This is a genomic window from Shewanella sp. Scap07, from assembly GCF_013394145.1.
GTDB lineage: Bacteria > Pseudomonadota > Gammaproteobacteria > Enterobacterales > Shewanellaceae > Shewanella > Shewanella waksmanii.
Window position 1 is genome coordinate 1,165,066 of record NZ_CP041329.1, and the last position, 16,251, is coordinate 1,181,316.

The window sequence follows — 16,251 nt, forward strand, 5'->3', positions numbered from 1 at the left end:
GTCAGTCGCCAAATTAAAAATCGGCTTTGCGTGAATACCAGTTCACTGGGCATTCGTATTGCTCAAGTTGTGAGTCAACACCTAATGTCAGTGCAAATAGTGCCATACGGATCAATAACCCATTATCTGCTTGCCTAAAAATGGCTAAGTTAGGATGACTATTTAGGTCATTGTCTAACTCGTTCGCTTGCTCGCGTGAGTCGCGTGGCAGTGGGTGCATGATCACTGTGTTCGATTTACAATGTTGTGTATAAATATTGTGGTTCAATCTAAATTTGCCACGATACTTATTCGCTTCGTCTTGTGATGGGAAGCGTTCTTCTTGAATTCGAGTTAGATAGAGTATATCAGCCTGATCTAAATTTCCTTCAAGTTGGTCTGTTATTGTGATCTTATGCCCAGCATTTTCAATGTCGCTGATCACATAGTCAGGCATTGCTAGCTCTTTTGGTGAGACTAAAGTGAAACTGACATTTTGGTACATGCATAATAGACGTGATAAAGAATGTACGGTACGTCCAAACTTCAAATCACCCACCATGGCAATGTGCATACCACTAATATCTCGACCGCCTGCTGCCAACTCTTTTTGAATGGTAAATAGATCTAGTAGTGCTTGGGTTGGGTGCTCGTTGGAGCCATCGCCACCATTAATCACTGGCACTCGGCTGCCTTCGGCAAACTCTTTTACCGAAAAGGCATCAGGGTGTCTCATGGCAATCACATCGGAATAGCTTGAGAGCACGCGCGCAGTATCGTAAAGCGATTCACCTTTTGATAGTGAAGATGATCCCATACCTACGGTTTCATTTACTTTACCGCCAAGCAAGTTGAAGGCACAGCCAAAACTGATGCGTGTGCGGGTACTTGGCTCAAAGAATAAGCTACCTAAAATGGCGCCATCAAGCACAGTGGTGCGCTTCTGACGCAGGGCATAGGGCGTCATACGAGTGGCAACACTAAAGATTTGTTGAACAGCATCTAAGTTGAGCTGGTTTACTGACAGGATGTGAGAACCTTGAAACTGAGTCATCAGCCTTTATTTCCAATTGCTATGGGGCAAACTGCACAACCGTTTTAGGTGTTATACAGGCCCAGATATTATGTAGGGTGGCTGAGGCGGCATTATACCCGAAACACTATATTAGGGAAATCCTAGTATAGAGAAATAGCGACACAGTTAGCATTCTCGTGTTAGCAACTTGGAGAGATAGGAAAAGCTAGGCTAAAAGCCTAGCTTTTAGCCTAGTAAAAACAGCAAAAATGGATGATTAAGGGGTGAGTGTTGAGTAGTAATAGGCCACATCTTTCATCTCAAGCTCGCTCAGCATGGCAGCTTGCCCTTGCATCAAGGGGTTTTGTCGCCGGCCCTGTTTGAAGTCCAACAATTGCTTAAACAAATAGGCCGCTTTTTGTCCCTGCAGATTTGGATAGGCTGGCATCATTTTTAGCATCGCTTCACCGTGGCAGGCAACGCAGCGCGTGTTCGCCAGTTGTTCACCTTTGGCGATATCGGCTTGATCACCGGTCGCTTCATCAGTGATTGATATCGCTAGTTTACCTAGGTCTTGATTAAACTGGGCTGGCGTGGCGGCGACTTGTCCGCTGAGTAAGCCCCAACCGATGAGGATCAACATGCTTGCTCGGATCATAGTGGCTCCTTATTGGTACTTGGCATCGGTGGCATTTGCGATTCTGACAAGGGTTTACGACGGAAGATGCGCATATCGATGCCTGATTCGTTGTAGTATGTCGATAGATAATCCAATACCGGATCCCAAGTTTCTGAGAGGTCCCATAAGCCTTGGGTGTCAATCATCCAGTCGATAGTGTCTTTCCAAACGGCTCTGCTGCCCGGATTTTGCGGAATAATATGGCTGGTATGGCAGGCATTACATTGCTGGTTAACCACTTGCCAGCCCGGTGCCATAATAAGCCCTGATACAGGATCGATTGGATATTGCGGCTCGGCAGCACTCACGCTAACAGCGGTGCTAAAACCGAGGGCGATAACGAGATTGCGTATGCTCATTAAGCCACCCTAACCGCAATGCGATGACAGCCGTTAAATAGGTAACCTTTAGGGTTCCATTGCGGTTGTACCATGGGCTGGCTATCGCCCTTGCTATCCGTTGCGCGCGCCCAAATCTCATAGTAACCCACCTGTGGCAGTTTCACTTTAAGCTGCCATTGTTGCCATGCCATTGGATTTACAGGTTTGCTTAGCGATGCTGTTTGCCAGGTGGTGCCGTAGTCATAACTGACTTCTACTTTTGCCACATCGCGGGTTCCTGCCCAAGCATGACCGCGCACTTCAATCTCTTCACCTAGGCTAATTTCACCGCCAGTGGCAGGGGCGGTGATCAGTGATTTGACGATCATCTCTTCAATGATCTTAAAGTCTTTGTTGGCTACCTTTTCACCCGGTGCAACTGGATTCTTTGGCACTTGGTATGCGGGGGCAGCCATTTTCTTACCGTCGTGAACGCGATCCCTGACACCGATACCGGTTGCGCATTTTTGCGAGACTGAACCCGGACGACCTCCAAAGACAATGCGTAGCGGGTAGCCATGCATATAAGGAATATCTTCGCCGTTCATTGCCCATGCAATCATTGCGTTTTCGTTCATAGCAGCGGCAATGGGTACGCCGCGAGAAATGGCCGCGCCTTTGCCGCTAATATGCTTATCAGCCCCATAATGTGCGGTATATACCGCATCAGATTTAACGCCACAGTCAGCCAATACATCTTTCACTAACACGCCGGTCCATTCTGCGCAAAATACTGCGGAATTACTCCACTGATTCCCTTTGGCATTGGGGTAAAAGTTCTCGCGGCTATTACCACCACACTCTAGTACCAGCTGTTGTGTGTGGGTTTTGAATTTGTTTTTTAGCTCGGCAATGGTATAGGTCTTTGGGGTCTCGATTGATTCTCCGTCTACGGTAAACTCCCAAGTATCTGCATCAATGTTGTCAAAGTCTGGCATTTGACCATTCCAGCGAATAAAGGCGATATCCGATGGCGTAGTGGCAGGGTCGAGCAGATGCTCTGGCGGGAAAGCATTCAATGGGCTGCTGTTAAGCACTTTGAAATGCGCTGGTAAGTGTTCTACTTTTGACCATTTTACTGCGCTGAGATCTAATGGTTCTACACTTGTAGGACGGGCAAATACCCAATTGACTGGCAGCATGGCAGCAACTGAAGTGGCGGCAGCACCTTTAAGAAAACTACGTCTGTCTAGGCTCATTTGGATTCATCCTCTGTATTGGCAAAATAGTGAGCAATCGCATTAATTTGTTGCTCATTGAGTAGCTTGGCTACTTTGGTCATGGTGGGGTCTTGTCGCTGCGCACTCTTAAACTGCTTGAGTTGCTCAATTAAATACTGCGCACTTTGGCCTTGTAGGTTGGGGATTGTGGCAAATTGGCTTAGACCTTGCTCACCGTGGCAGGCTTTGCACATGTTAAGCAGCTGAGGTTCGGGCTGGTCATTGGCATGGCCAATACCTAAGGGTAATAGCAATAAAAGCAGCCAAGATTTCCTTGGTGGTATGGCGCTGGCGTTCCAAGCGGACATAGCGATTTCCTTCGTTACAACCCAGTCAGAAAATTCACTGGGTATTGAATAGCGACAGATTGTGTCAATCTTATTGTTGTTGATTCAGGTCAAGGTTTTGTGGCTAACCTTGCTGTAGGTGGCAATTTACGGATAACTGTGACCAAAGACATGTAAAAAGTTGTGAAAAGATATAAAAACTCAGATTATTTCTTTTTAAATTAATCGTTTATTAATATTTGTGGATGCTAAGGTTTGTGGGTGCTTGAGTTGGAGAAGTGTACAGTTTGTCAAATGATAGCTTTGATAAAGATGCCATTTGATTTGAGTTTTGATTTAGATTTAGGCATCTTGGTGGCTGTTTTCATGGCCAATGATTGGCACAATAATATTAACAACAGGGACTTTTGTGATGAAGTTAATCAAGTTATCGGCGATGATATTATTCGTTTGGGGTGCGGTAGGATGTGGGTCGGGTGCCAGCTATCATGTGAGCGCCAGTTCAGATGAAGATGTCATGGCTAATGCTAATGGTGGTCAGTCGCAACAAATTGACCAAAAAATACGTGAAGCTGAAGAGGCTGAACGAGCACGCCAAGAGAAGCTTAACTAATCTACAACGTTGCGAATATCAGTTGGCTTGCCTATACCTGACCAGAGCGGATCTGTTTTTGTAAGCTTGCCCAGCTGATCACGCCGACAATTTCGCTGATGTTATTTTGATAGATAAAGACTTCCCCACGCCGCTCTCTTGAGAGAATATCGTAGACTTCCTTTAATGTGGCAGTATCTGCGACCCCTTGAATAGGGTGGCGGGTTAAGGTGCTCACTTCGTTGCTAACTTGCAATTCAAGTTGCAACATCTGCATATTGCCCTGGTGGTCGCGGCTCAGCACCGAACGCCCTTCAGCACGTTTTAGTACTTCGAGTAGTAATTCATCATTGTGACCGACAATGACAAAACGCCGATCCATAATCGCTCTAACACCAAGCTTTTGTAAGCCGAGCTTTATGGGGGAGACTTTGTAGTCGAGTCCCATGATTTCCATCTGCCGGTAAAAGATAGACTTGGTTCGCAGCACTTGGTGGCTAATCAGAAAAGCGGGAATGACCACGACCATTGAAGGCAAAATAATCGACGCATTGTTAGTCAGCTCTAGCATCCCCACCAAAGCGGCTAGCGGTGCATTAAGGCAAACCCCCATCATCGCACTCATGCCGATAATGGTGTACAAACCGATATAAGGTGCCACATCTGGAAATAGGCTAGTTGCGAGCATGGCCAGTAATGTGCCTAATACCGCGCCAATACCATACAGTGGCCCAATTATCCCTCCTGGAATACCCAGTCCGAGCGCTGCTACAGTGGCAATGATTTTACCCACTAGCAGGCCAAACAGTAATAGCATTGATGGATGCTCAGTAATACTGGCGGCAATGGCCAGTTCGCCACTGCCTAATGCTTGTGGCAATAGCATACCTATAATGCAAGTGACGATGCCGGCTAGGCCGAGTCGGTATATCAGTGGCCACCGCTGGCCTGTATCGGTAACTGCGAGTAAGGTGCGATTAAAAATGGCAGCAACAAAGCCAATGGCGATACCACATACCGCTAAAATAGGGTATTGCGACAGTGGAATATGCAAAACACCAATATGCTCATATTCATGAATGTTGCCAAATACCAGTTGGCTAGAGAGCGCGCCACAAATAGCAGAAATCATTATTGGGAAGAAGTAGTGCACCTTATATTCCCTAAGGAACACTTCAAACACAAATATCACCGCAGCCAATGGCGAATTAAAAATTGCAGCAATACCCGCAGCGATACCGCTGGCACACATGATGCGGACACTGTTGTCGGGAAGATTAAATTTTTCGGCCAAATAACTAGCACTGACTGCGCCTAAATGAATGGCAGGGCCTTCCTTACCCACCGAAAAATTACTTGCTAAGGCAAACAGTGCCTGAAAAAATTGCGCCGGTGCTGAAGGGAGCGGAATTTTTCCATAATGCATCTTGATGCGGTGCATTACGTAGGCAATTCCCATCCGTTTATAGCGTGAAGATCCCATTTGTGCCACGAGCCAGATTAAAATTGCACCAAATAGTGGTAGTAACACTCGCCAGTCATCAATGAACTCAGTAGTATTCAGACTTTGGGTTTGGGTGTAGGCCGTCATCCACTGCAGTAATAGGCGAAATAGTAGAATGACGCTGGTGGCAGCAAGGGCAAATAGCAGTGCAATTAAGCACAGTTGGCCACTGATTTTTGCCTGTGACAGTTTATCTCTGAGAGTTGTTCGGAGATATTTACAGCTTTGTAGATAAGTTTTCTTAACAAGGTGCTGCACAGTCACTGTCGACAAATTCCATGTAAGTTAATTTTGATGCTGGACTAAAAAGAGTATAAGGGGCTTTAACTTAATGCCAAATTATCATCGCTGGGCGAATCGCATGCAAGCTAATGAGCGAAAAATTCGCCCATCCAGTGTTTATCTTTTGTTACTGGTTATGGTGGCTTTCCTATTAGGGGGCTTGGTATGGCAAACTTGGCAAGAGTATCAAGCAGCCCAAGTTGAAGTCGATGACAGCCGCGAAGTGCAACTTCGTGGGCAATTGCAGCAACAAGCGGAAGTTTTGGCGGCGCGTAATCTAGCTTTAACACTCGAGCAAGAAGCCAATAAGAATATGCAGCAGCTGTTCGCTGAACAACACAACAAGCAGCAACAATTGGAGCGTGAATTAGCATTTTACCGCAGTATCATGGCGCCAGAGAATAATGCTGAAGGCGTTGCGATACATGGGCTTGAGCTTATTCCTAGTCAGTTGGATAATAAATATCGTCTCAAACTTATTCTTACTCAGCTGCAAAAACGTAAACAGTCATTGAAAGGTCAGGCTAAGTTGGTGTTTACCGGCTTGCAAGAGGGCGAGGTGGTTAATATACCGCTGACGGAACTCAGTGAGCAATCGTTTGCTTTTCAGTTTCGCTACTTTCAGGTGTTAGAGACCGAGGTGATTTTACCGGCGGGCTTTGAACTAAACCGGGTCACGGTAGATGTGACCGTCCCCGCGACGAGATGGACTAAACGGGCTCAAACTGAGCAGACTTTTGAGCGAGATGACATTCTCCCCATTGATTTAGAATCGATTGATGTCAGTCATGTTGATATTGGTAGTGGCGAGTTGGCTGAAGATGATGAGCTTAGCAAGCTGGTGCCTGTGCAGTCAGCCGATCCTGAGAGCGCGGTAACTGAAGAACCACAGCCGTAATGCGTGCCAGGTGGCACATTTATACTCATAGAGTTCACAGATTATTCGATAGCTGCGCATATTACTTGAACAAATTGGTCAGGTATCGGATAATTCCGCTCAGCAAACCGATGTTTAGAGGTAGTAATGACAGAACAAGCTGAAGATACAATGCCAATCAAGTTTACCGACGAAGCTGCTTCAAAGGTAAAAACACTGCTTGATGAAGAGCAAAATGATGCGCTTAAGTTACGAGTCTATGTAACTGGTGGAGGCTGCTCTGGTTTTCAGTACGGTTTTACATTCGATGAGAAAGTGAATGAAGGTGACTTCACCGTTGAAAAGCAAGGTGTGCAACTGGTGGTTGATCCGATGAGCTTACAGTACTTAGTTGGCGGTGAAGTAGATTACACCTCTGGCCTTGAAGGTTCGCGTTTCTTTGTTAAGAACCCTAATGCCACGACAACATGTGGTTGTGGTGCTAGCTTCTCAGTGTAAAGCTTAAGTTTTAAACTTAGTGTTACCCATAAAAAACCAGCATTATGCTGGTTTTTTTGTTATTTGGCTTGGTTGGCGCTAGCTCATAATGTTCATGTTTACTTTGGTGCTGCAATAAGCACTGACCTTAGGCGTAAACGCAATCCATACTTGCACTACTGCAATGACGATTAGCACTGAGAACACTAACCAATCGGGTAGTTTACCCTGCCAGGCACCCAAGTCGAAACTTGATGGACCGCTGGCCAGATTGTCAGGATCATGCAACATCACTGGTAGCATGCTGACTAACATGAGCTGCAAAACGGTGTACAGTCGCAGCATCAGTAAACCGGTTTTTTGCTTACCGGCAACCGCAACCACAATAAATAGGGTCAGTACGCAAAACAGCACGCCTTGATTAGCAATCAAACCACTGATTGAAGCTACGGCTAAGAATAACAATAAGGCAATTAAACGTTTAGGCATGGCTTGCTTAACGTTTTGTTTCGGCTCCGCCTCTACAGTAGGTTGTGGCGCTGAACTTGGTTGCTTCACAGTTTATCCCTTTAGCTTTAGTGGCGCTTTTTTGGTGCTAAGCGTTGCTCAAGCTCATAAGGCGGGATCACGACACCAAGGTCATCATGGACAGGGAAAACAGCAACGAAGAGATCATCATCTTGCATACCTGGTACCCAACGCTCTAACCATTCGCCTAAAGGAATCGCCAAAACCGTGCAGTCTTTCCAATCATCAATTGCCCATGCTTGTGCGCTTTCAGCTGTTGGCCACATAGGAATACAATCTTCCTCTTCGGTGGTTAGCATGACGCAGCCATCAGCATCCTGAAGGGTCCATAACACATCTTCGGATTTCGCTTGTTCAACTAAAAAGTCATAACGTGCTTCTGGGGTCATTTGACTTGGATCTTTGGCGCTTGTGCTCATGGCGAATACTCATTAAATAGGCTTAGATTTACTGGTGGCAGATAATACCATCAGTGTCGGGGCTGACAAAGTGCATTTGATTATTGTCGTCAATAAAGTCGATAACTTAAGCCGCCAACTCAGCGCAATTGCCCTGAGTTGGCCCGTGTTAGTGGCGCATTAGCTTTTTTCAGCAGAGTTAAAGGTTTTATAGATAAGGCCCGCTAGTATGGCTCCGGCAATAGGCGCGACCCAAAATAGCCACAATTGAGATAACGCCCAATCGCCAACAAACAGCGCTGGTCCGGTACTGCGTGCTGGGTTAACTGAGGTGTTAGTAACAGGAATGCTGATAAGGTGGATTAAGGTTAAGCCAAAGCCGATAGCGATAGGGGCGAATCCTGCGGGGGCTCGGCTGTCAGTCGCGCCGAGAATAATCAATAAGAAGAACAATGTCATAACGACTTCAGTAACCAATGCTGAACTCATCGAGTAGCCGCCGGGTGAGTGCTGTCCATATCCATTTGATGCAAAGCCATCCATTAAGCTAAAGTCGGCATTACCGGAGGCGATCACAAACAAAATGGCCGCACCTGTGATGCCACCTGCGACCTGGGCGATGATGTAAGGCAGCAACTCATTAGCCGGAAAGCGACCCCCTGCCCATAGGCCAATTGATACCGCCGGATTTAAGTGGCAGCCTGAAATGTGGCCGATGGCATAGGCCATGGTCAGCACAGTTAAACCAAAAGCCAAAGCGACGCCGAGTAAACCAATGCCAACTTCTGGGAAAGCTGCTGCCAACACCGCACTGCCACAGCCGCCGAGCACGAGCCACAGGGTTCCCAGAAATTCTGCTGTCATTTTTTGTGTCATTTTCATTGTCTTTTTCCTTATGCTAGGTCGCACACAGACTTATCCATATAGGCTTTAATGCCACTAAAACCAAGCTATTAGCGAAACAACATGTTGCTTTCATATGGTACAACCGGCCGTATACCGAGTGATTAATTGTGTTTTTGGCAGTAGATAGTTCAGGGTGTACTGACACTGCCTAGGTTTATTCGCGCAGATAAACCTATGGTATAAGCACCCACAGCAATGAAATAACTGTGGGTGCTTTGAGCATAGTCGGTTTTATTGTAGTTGCTATTATTTGACGATGAAGTTGATAATTTTATTGGCTATTTCGGTATTATCTAAGTGGCCAGCAAACTGGTTAGCGCCAGTACCATAAGCCAATATTGGTACATCAATGCCATCGTGTCCTGTGGTCGTCCAGCCAGTGTAGCTCAGCGCATCGATACGACGTTTAATTGCCGATGCCATTTTCTTCACTGCGGTTTTAGACTGACTCGCATCCAGTAGCGTTTGTTGCAAAATAGCGAGCTGGTTATCGCTTAATGACAAGTTAATATGCTTAACCCAACTGGCGCTAAACTGCTTTATGTTGCGGAGAGTATTGGGGTTTTCTAACAGTATTTTGGCATAAGCTTTAGGTAAAGTACTGATCTGCTGTAGCTGTTTACCTCGCCATTGATAATCACCTTTGCGCCCTAATGTGAGCCCACCGGTAGAGTGGTCTGCGGTGGCGACCAGCAAAGTATCTGGATGCTTATCAACGTACGCTTTAGCGCTGGCAAGGGCGAGGGCAAAGTCATGCATCTCGGCCATGGCACAGGCAATATCGTTGCTATGTCCGCACCAATCTATTTGACTTGCCTCGACCATTAACACAAAGGGTTGTGGCTGCTTGTCGAGTAAGTTCAAGGCTTTATCGGTCATCATTTGCAACCTTTTGGGGTTAGTCGAGCCCAATGCTGGTGGCAGTCCGGAGGGGGCAAATAAGCCCAGTGCGGGCAACTCAGTCAGTTGCGTTAACTGATTCAAGTCATCAACGTATTGATAGCCGTAGTTGATAAACTCTTCGACTAGATTGCGGTCTTGGCGTTGAAAATACTCAGTGCCACCGCCGAGGAGAATATCTGCGCTACCAAGTCCCTTGAGCAAATTGTCGGCATAGTTATCGGCAATTTGATTGTAGTTTCGCCGGCTTTTGTTGTGTGCTAAAAAGCTCGCGGGTGTTGCGTGATTCACTTGAGAGGTGACCACAACACCGGTGTTATAGCCTGCTTCGTTGGCTTGATCCATCATGGTAACAAGTGGACTATGTTGATGATCGACCGCTATCGCCCCATTGTAACTTTTATGGCCGGTTGCCAGGGCTGTGGCCGCTGCCGCAGAGTCGGTGACATAGGTATCGTCATCGGGATAAGTACTCGACAACCCGACTAACAGCTGGTCGAAAATGGTGTTTTCAACCGCTTTGGTACTGGGGTCATCGCGGTAGTATCGATAAGCTGTGGTATAGGCGGGTCCCATGCCATCGCCTATTAGGTAGATGATATTGCGCGGTGTGCTAGCCTGGGCTAAACCGAGTGAGGTACCAAGCCCTAGCACTAGTGTCATGGTGAGGGAGATTCGAGCTAACTTCATTGCATATTCCTTTAAATCAACGCACTAGTGATTGATATTGGCTAGATGTCTGCACGCTATGGCTGTCAGCCTTGCCTAGGTATCGCAGCAACCAGTTTTCTTGCTCCCACCACATATGGGCTAACGATTGTCGGGCAACATAGCTATGGCTTTCATAGGGGAGGGTGACTAATCTCGCGGTGCCCCCGAGTCCACGTATAGCTTTGAAAAGTCGTTCTGACTGCATGGGGTAGGTGCCGGAGTTCGCGTCCATTTCGCCATGGATCAATAACAGCGGTTCATCAATCTTGTCGGCATGGGTAAAAGGGGACATTTGTTGGTACAAGTCCGGCGCTTCCCAGTAGTTACGTTTCTCGTACTGAAAACCAAATGGCGTAAGTGAACGGTTGTAGGCACCACTGCGGGCGATACCAGCACTGAAAAGATCTGAATGGGCCAAAAGGTTTGCCACCATAAAAGCGCCATAAGAGTGGCCGCCAATGGCAACACGCTCAGGGTCTGCCACTCCCATATCTACTAACACATCAATGGCGGCTTGGGCATTGCTGACCAACTGCTGCCTGAAGCTGTCGTTGGGGCGTTTTTTACCTTCGCCTATGATTGGCATTGCGACCTTATCAAACACTGCAAAGCCATGAGCGACCATTGCTACCGGCCCTTTGGCGCTGATTTTTTGATACTGATGTTTAGAGAAATTGACCTGACTAGCGACTTGGGCATCTTTGTATTCACGGGGGTAAGCCCACATCAGCACTGGTAGCCGCCCTTGACTTGGATGATAACCTTTAGGCAGATAAAGCATACCCGAAAGTGGTGTGCCATCTTGACGCTGATAATGAACCAGTTGCCTGCTTACCCCGTCATACTGGCTTAATGCGTTTTGGGTTTGGTATAACAGCGTCTGCTTTTCACCCTTAACTAGCCAGTACTGTTTGGCAGTGGCACTATCTTCGCGACTAATGACCATAGTCAGCGGCGAGCGACTAATAAGGTGGATCAGTTTTTCGAGCTTATTCGGCTGGCTTTGCCAAATGATGCTGCTGGATAAATCCGCCATATTGGTTTGTTTAGCAAAGGGACGATAACCCTGTGGCGATGCGCCGAGCCCAGCATGCACAAAATGACCAGACTCGATGTTGACTAATGGCGCTGCAATTTGCCTGTTATAGAGCAATTTCCCTGGGTCGTTATAGGTATCGCGCTGGGACTTCTGGTACCACAGAGTCGGCTTGGCGCTATGATTATCTTGATAAAAACTCACCCTGAGCTGTTTCTGCTTGCTGTTTTTTTCGGTAATGAAAAGTGTATTGTCCTCGCCCCAAGCGAGCTTACTGATCCGCCAAGGGGTTTTGACTAGAGGCTGAGCTTGACCGGTAAAAGGTGCGCTGAGGGTGCTTATTTCATCTCGATATTGCGGCTGACTGTTGCCATCACCGTTATCAAGTGGTGTGACAAAAGCGATGGTGTGTGGCTGGTCTTTGCGCCAATGGATAAGACGTGGTCCTCGGCGAACAGAGTCGCTACCACTGGGCCTAAATTCACCGCTTTCAAGTTGGCCAAAGGCGATGACCTGGTGACCTAAATGGTCAAACAGGCTGACTGTTTGGGCGAAATCTTGATATTTAACAATGCGAGAAAAAGGCCTATCAATTTGCTTAACCAAAATATATTGATTGCTAGGAGAGACTTGATAACTGATGTTAATACCCGGTTTGCCAATGGCAGTGATTTGGCCATTGAGGGCAATTTTGCTGAGTTGAGCTGTGGTTATATTGGCAAAAGTTATCTCATCTTGGTGGTTTTTAATCAGGTCTTGATAAGTTCTTCTAGGGGCTTTTTTACCGTTTGTAGCACTGATATTTGGACTCAATACAGTAGGGCTATTTTCATGGGTTTTCGTGCTGATGGCTAAGTTAGTGATGATGGCTTGGCTATCGTATTGCCAGCGATAGTTAAACCCGAGTGTTGCGTTTAAACGCTGATTAGTCAGTCGAAAACTGGTCTTTTTCTGTAGATCAAACAGTTCGATATAGGCTGCTTGCTGATTGCTCACGATATAACTCAAATATTGGCTATCGGGCGAGAATTTGATGGCATGATAACTTAGGCCTTGTGCCGCTTTAATGATATGCCGAGATTGATCAGCCAGTTTGATTATCTCCAGCGCATTGTATTGATACTTACTGCGTGAAGGGGCGAGCGATGTGGGATTTATTCTTAATCCAGCTAGCTTTAATTCCGGTTGTGCCAGCTGTTTGATATCAACCTGAGAGATGGGTTTAAGCACCACCATATATTGGTTATCTGCAGATAAGCGTGTTGTGACCGATTTGGATTGATTGAGCACCTGCTCGATGGCAGGGCTTGGGTGTTGATATTCGCCACTCATGACTTGGGCACTGCAAAACCAGATCAGGGCAGTGAACAAGGTGAAAATAAATTGCATGGGTTTCTCCTGATAGAGAGTGCGACAGCTGTAAAAAGAGGCGCCCAAGATGGGCGCCAAGGGAAGGGCTGCGCTAGCAGTTAGAACTTCTGTGAGTAGCCGACAAAGTAACTACGACCCTTTGCAGAATAGCCGCTGTTGTCATCTTCATAGAAAGGCCAGTCGTTATGCTTGTCGTTGCGTACGTCATACAGTGGCGGCATTTCATCGGTTAGGTTTCTCACGCCGGCGGTGAACTTACCTTTCCATGGGGCTGAGTAACTGAGCGTCAGGTTAATGGTTTGATAGGCACTAAGTGTATCGGTGTAGTCATCTTCTTTATACTCTTCACCATTATTATCTATAAGAGTAAATGTGTCCGTTCCCTTTGCTTCGCCTGTGTAGTAATAGGCGATAGTGGCGCGAAAATCTTCATAACTCCAATTGAAGCTGGCATTACCCTTCCATTTAGGGAAGTAGTCAGTTTCAGTTTGTTCTTCAACTTCTCCGTCAGCCTGCTCTAAATACTCTTTCTTAATCAGGTAAGAGGCGGCAAGTTTCAGTTTGAACTCGCCCGCTGCGGTTTCTGGGAAGTTATAGTTGAAACTAGCATCGATACCTTCTGAGGCTTCATAGGCGCTGTTGATCGGGCCTTTACGCATACAGGCGATATTTTCAATGCCGTCATCGTCAAACTCATTGAGGTAGCCAACTTCTGTCATCTCAGTGCAGTCGTTGTATTGACCCGTTTTGTTATATTTAGGATCGTTAATCACATCGTAGCTAGAGATGGTTTTCACTGCGCCTTCTAATTCAATGTTCCACCAGTCGATGGTCAAATCAGCATTGTCAGTTACATTCGCCACTAAGCCAACATTCCAAAACTCACCTTTTTCTTCTTCAAGGTTTAGGTTACCTGAGTTATATGAAACGTAATCATCTTCATAAATGTCATTTGGATCACTTGGGTGTGGTACGTCGATACTGCTATATCCACGAGTTTGACCAGCATATAAACGATGCATGTCTGGAGCGCGGAAACTGCGTCCCCAATTTGCGCGCACCATGACTTCATCAATTGGACGGTAACTCAAACCTACTTGCGGAGTAGTCGCGCCGCCAACATCAGAGTCATCTAGGTAATGGTCATATCGCAATGCGGCTGATAACTCCAGTGAACGTACGCCTGGCATATTAGCAAGCAATGGCCACTGGATCTCACCAGCAATGGCCACACGGTCACGGTCGCCTTCACCGCCTGTGCCGCCCATACCTATGTAGCCGCCGTCCATCGTGATTTGATCTAAGGTATCTTCATAGCTTTCACGGGCCCACTCAGCTGTGGTCGCAAATCCAATTGTCCCAGCTGAAACTTCCATTAAATCACCAGAGAAAACGGCTTGCAGTTGATGCATAGTCGAGTCTGACTCTTTGGTTGAATCGCCCATAAGATAATCAGCTTGCTCGGCTGTCATTGCTTGATTGGGGTACCATTTCTCAGTGCCACCTTGGCTGGGGTCCATGGTGACGATATCTAACATCTTGGCACCATTGACCATGTGGTGATTCTGTTTTTCATAAAGGGCATAGCCGCTAGACCATGAGATATCTAGCTCGTAGTCACCTAAGGTACCGTTGGCGCCAAACGCTAACGAGGCTTTGGTATTTTGGGTGTCATAGGTTCGTGGCCCTGGAAACTCTTCCATGCGGCGGGCGAGATAGTAGCGGTTATAGTCATCAAATTCGTATCTATCATAGCTGTAGGCCCCGCTGACTTCGTCTTCATAGAGGTAGGTGCCAAAGCCTTTTTCATCTTTGTATTTGGTACTTTCTTTGTATGAGGCGTTAAGCATGGCATACAGTTGCCAATCATCGTTTAAATCGTAGGTGGTGTTAACGACTAAGTTTAAGCGATCATAAGCTGACTGAAGGCCGCGATCTGCATACTTGTCGTAGTAACAACCGTACTTATAATCAGGTCGGTAAATGCCTTTGTCGCCAAACAGGTCGCTACACTGTTGCTGATCAAGGTTGACATATTTGTCATCATGATAGATTTTACTGTAATCGGTGATTCTTGATGACCAGCTTGACGGCGCAGCATCGCCAAATGGGCCTGCTCCCCAGGTGAGTTCGCCGTCGTCATTTTCATAATAACGGGGACTATAAAGGCCGTCGCGGTCTGAGGTTTTAATCTCTTCAACTTTACGGTATTCAAGCATAACCAAAGTTTGGCTGTTTTCTGTATTGAACCCTTGTAGATAGGATAGATCCAGCTGCTCACCGCCGCCTTGGGTGGTATCTGAGTACTTAGCTTCTACTTTCGCGCCGTCATATTGCTGTTTAAGAATAATGTTGACGACACCACCAACGGCGTCTGAACCATAAATTGCCGACGCGCCGCCGGTAAGGATTTCAATTCTTTCAACTGCGGCGCTAGGAATATCTGATACATCAACAAAATTTGATGTACCACCTGCTGCAGAAGGAAATGCAGCTTGGCGACGGCCGTTGATGAGGACTAAAGTGCGGTTCGCTCCCATGCCACGTAAGTTGACTGAGCTAGCGCTATCGGTAAAACCATCGCTTTCGCCATTGAGCGAGCCGCCGGTGTTAGCTACCGATGATTGTAAGACTTCGGAGATCGAGCTTAGGCCGCTACTGGCTATGTCATCAGCCGTAATGACAGTAACTGGGGCAACGCCTTCAAAGTCTGCCCGTTTAATGCGTGAGCCGGTGACAGCAATTTTTTCGATTTTTTCATCCGCGCCGGTTTGCTCTGCAGCTTGAACGTGAGTAGTGCCTAGCGAAGCAAGCGTGATGGCTACGGAGAGTGCTGATAATTTCATTGTTGATCTCATCTCGATACAGTCCTTAGTTTTTGTAGTTAGTGACCTATTTGTGTCCCTTTAACGCCTGGATTAACGCTTGGGTCATAGGTTCTAGTGGCAGACACTTAGGGGCTAACGCCTGAATTAACGCCAATGAATATTGCCACGTTGTTGCTGGCTTAAACATGTAACTATTTTGTTATCGTGAGGCAATCAAGGTGGGGTCGTTTATTAGTAGTTTATTTATCTATTAAATATCTATTATTATTTTTATCAGCAAC

General features: G+C 46.6%; 16 protein-coding genes. 4 read left to right on the plus strand and 12 right to left on the minus strand.

The annotated features are described in order from the left end of the window. Positions 1-13: 13 nt before the first annotated feature. The 5 genes from FLM48_RS05180 to FLM48_RS05200 all read right to left on the minus strand — a co-directional run bounded on the left by FLM48_RS05180 (position 14) and on the right by FLM48_RS05200 (position 3,581). Positions 14-1,033: an aspartate carbamoyltransferase gene (locus tag FLM48_RS05180; protein ID WP_028774037.1), complete on the minus strand. Its 1,020-nt coding sequence runs from the start codon at positions 1,031-1,033 to the stop codon at positions 14-16. A gap of 238 nt (positions 1,034-1,271) precedes the next feature. Then, entirely contained in the window at positions 1,272-1,652 is a 381-nt protein-coding gene (locus tag FLM48_RS05185; RefSeq protein ID WP_179023931.1) for a cytochrome c, read from the minus strand. Then, entirely contained in the window at positions 1,649-2,032 is a 384-nt protein-coding gene (locus FLM48_RS05190; RefSeq protein WP_179023932.1) for a cytochrome C, read from the minus strand. Before FLM48_RS05190 ends, FLM48_RS05185 begins: the two co-directional genes overlap by 4 nt. After that, positions 2,032-3,252 (minus strand): molybdopterin-dependent oxidoreductase, encoded by a 1,221-nt coding sequence (locus tag FLM48_RS05195; protein WP_179023933.1) that lies wholly within the window; start codon positions 3,250-3,252, stop codon positions 2,032-2,034. The genes FLM48_RS05190 and FLM48_RS05195 overlap by 1 nt, the downstream gene beginning before the upstream one ends. Beyond that, the gene (locus tag FLM48_RS05200; RefSeq protein WP_179023934.1) at positions 3,249-3,581 is read right to left on the minus strand and encodes a c-type cytochrome; all 333 of its coding nucleotides are present in this window, start codon (positions 3,579-3,581) and stop codon (positions 3,249-3,251) included. The genes FLM48_RS05195 and FLM48_RS05200 overlap by 4 nt, the downstream gene beginning before the upstream one ends. Positions 3,582-3,972: 391 nt before the next feature. Here FLM48_RS05200 and FLM48_RS05205 point away from each other — a divergent pair, with 391 nt between their 5' ends. Continuing rightward, positions 3,973-4,173 (plus strand): hypothetical protein, encoded by a 201-nt coding sequence (locus FLM48_RS05205; RefSeq protein ID WP_179023935.1) that lies wholly within the window; start codon positions 3,973-3,975, stop codon positions 4,171-4,173. Positions 4,174-4,204: 31 nt separating this feature from the next. On the opposite strand, the gene FLM48_RS05210 is transcribed toward FLM48_RS05205, so the two are convergent. Then, the gene (locus FLM48_RS05210) at positions 4,205-5,914 is read right to left on the minus strand and encodes a chloride channel protein (protein WP_179026277.1); all 1,710 of its coding nucleotides are present in this window, start codon (positions 5,912-5,914) and stop codon (positions 4,205-4,207) included. A 73-nt stretch (positions 5,915-5,987) separates the two neighbouring features. Here FLM48_RS05210 and FLM48_RS05215 point away from each other — a divergent pair, with 73 nt between their 5' ends. Beyond that, entirely contained in the window at positions 5,988-6,836 is an 849-nt protein-coding gene (locus FLM48_RS05215; protein ID WP_179023936.1) for a DUF6776 family protein, read from the plus strand. Between the two features lie 126 nt (positions 6,837-6,962). Then, complete coding sequence (gene erpA, locus FLM48_RS05220) at positions 6,963-7,313, plus strand: iron-sulfur cluster insertion protein ErpA (RefSeq protein WP_028774044.1); 351 nt, start codon at positions 6,963-6,965, stop codon at positions 7,311-7,313. A gap of 78 nt (positions 7,314-7,391) precedes the next feature. Here the strand turns inward: erpA and FLM48_RS05225 are convergent, their stop codons facing one another. Both FLM48_RS05225 and FLM48_RS05230 read right to left on the minus strand, forming a co-directional pair. After that, a complete protein-coding gene (locus FLM48_RS05225; protein ID WP_372847449.1) occupies positions 7,392-7,850 on the minus strand; it encodes a hypothetical protein in 459 nt (152 codons plus the stop codon). Positions 7,851-7,867: 17 nt separating this feature from the next. Then, positions 7,868-8,239 carry a DUF2750 domain-containing protein gene (locus FLM48_RS05230; RefSeq protein WP_179023937.1) on the minus strand — a complete coding sequence of 124 codons (372 nt, stop codon included), beginning with the start codon at positions 8,237-8,239 and terminating at the stop codon, positions 7,868-7,870. 34 nt (positions 8,240-8,273) lie between these two features. Between FLM48_RS05230 and FLM48_RS22720 the strand changes: the two genes are divergently transcribed. After that, the gene (locus FLM48_RS22720; RefSeq protein WP_256871059.1) at positions 8,274-8,402 is read left to right on the plus strand and encodes a hypothetical protein; all 129 of its coding nucleotides are present in this window, start codon (positions 8,274-8,276) and stop codon (positions 8,400-8,402) included. Here FLM48_RS22720 and aqpZ read toward each other — a convergent pair. The 4 genes from aqpZ to FLM48_RS05250 form a co-directional block, all read right to left on the minus strand. Further along, positions 8,399-9,100, minus strand: coding sequence for an aquaporin Z (aqpZ, locus tag FLM48_RS05235; protein ID WP_179023938.1), 702 nt, complete (start codon positions 9,098-9,100; stop codon positions 8,399-8,401). The two genes, FLM48_RS22720 and aqpZ, sit on opposite strands and share 4 nt — an antisense overlap. 270 nt (positions 9,101-9,370) lie before the next feature. Next, entirely contained in the window at positions 9,371-10,714 is a 1,344-nt protein-coding gene (locus FLM48_RS05240) for an alkaline phosphatase (RefSeq protein ID WP_179023939.1), read from the minus strand. A 16-nt stretch (positions 10,715-10,730) separates the two neighbouring features. Then, positions 10,731-13,160, minus strand: coding sequence for a S9 family peptidase (locus FLM48_RS05245; RefSeq protein ID WP_179023940.1), 2,430 nt, complete (start codon positions 13,158-13,160; stop codon positions 10,731-10,733). Between the two features lie 80 nt (positions 13,161-13,240). Next, positions 13,241-15,988 (minus strand): TonB-dependent siderophore receptor, encoded by a 2,748-nt coding sequence (locus tag FLM48_RS05250; protein ID WP_256871060.1) that lies wholly within the window; start codon positions 15,986-15,988, stop codon positions 13,241-13,243. Between the last annotated feature and the right edge of the window lie 263 nt (positions 15,989-16,251).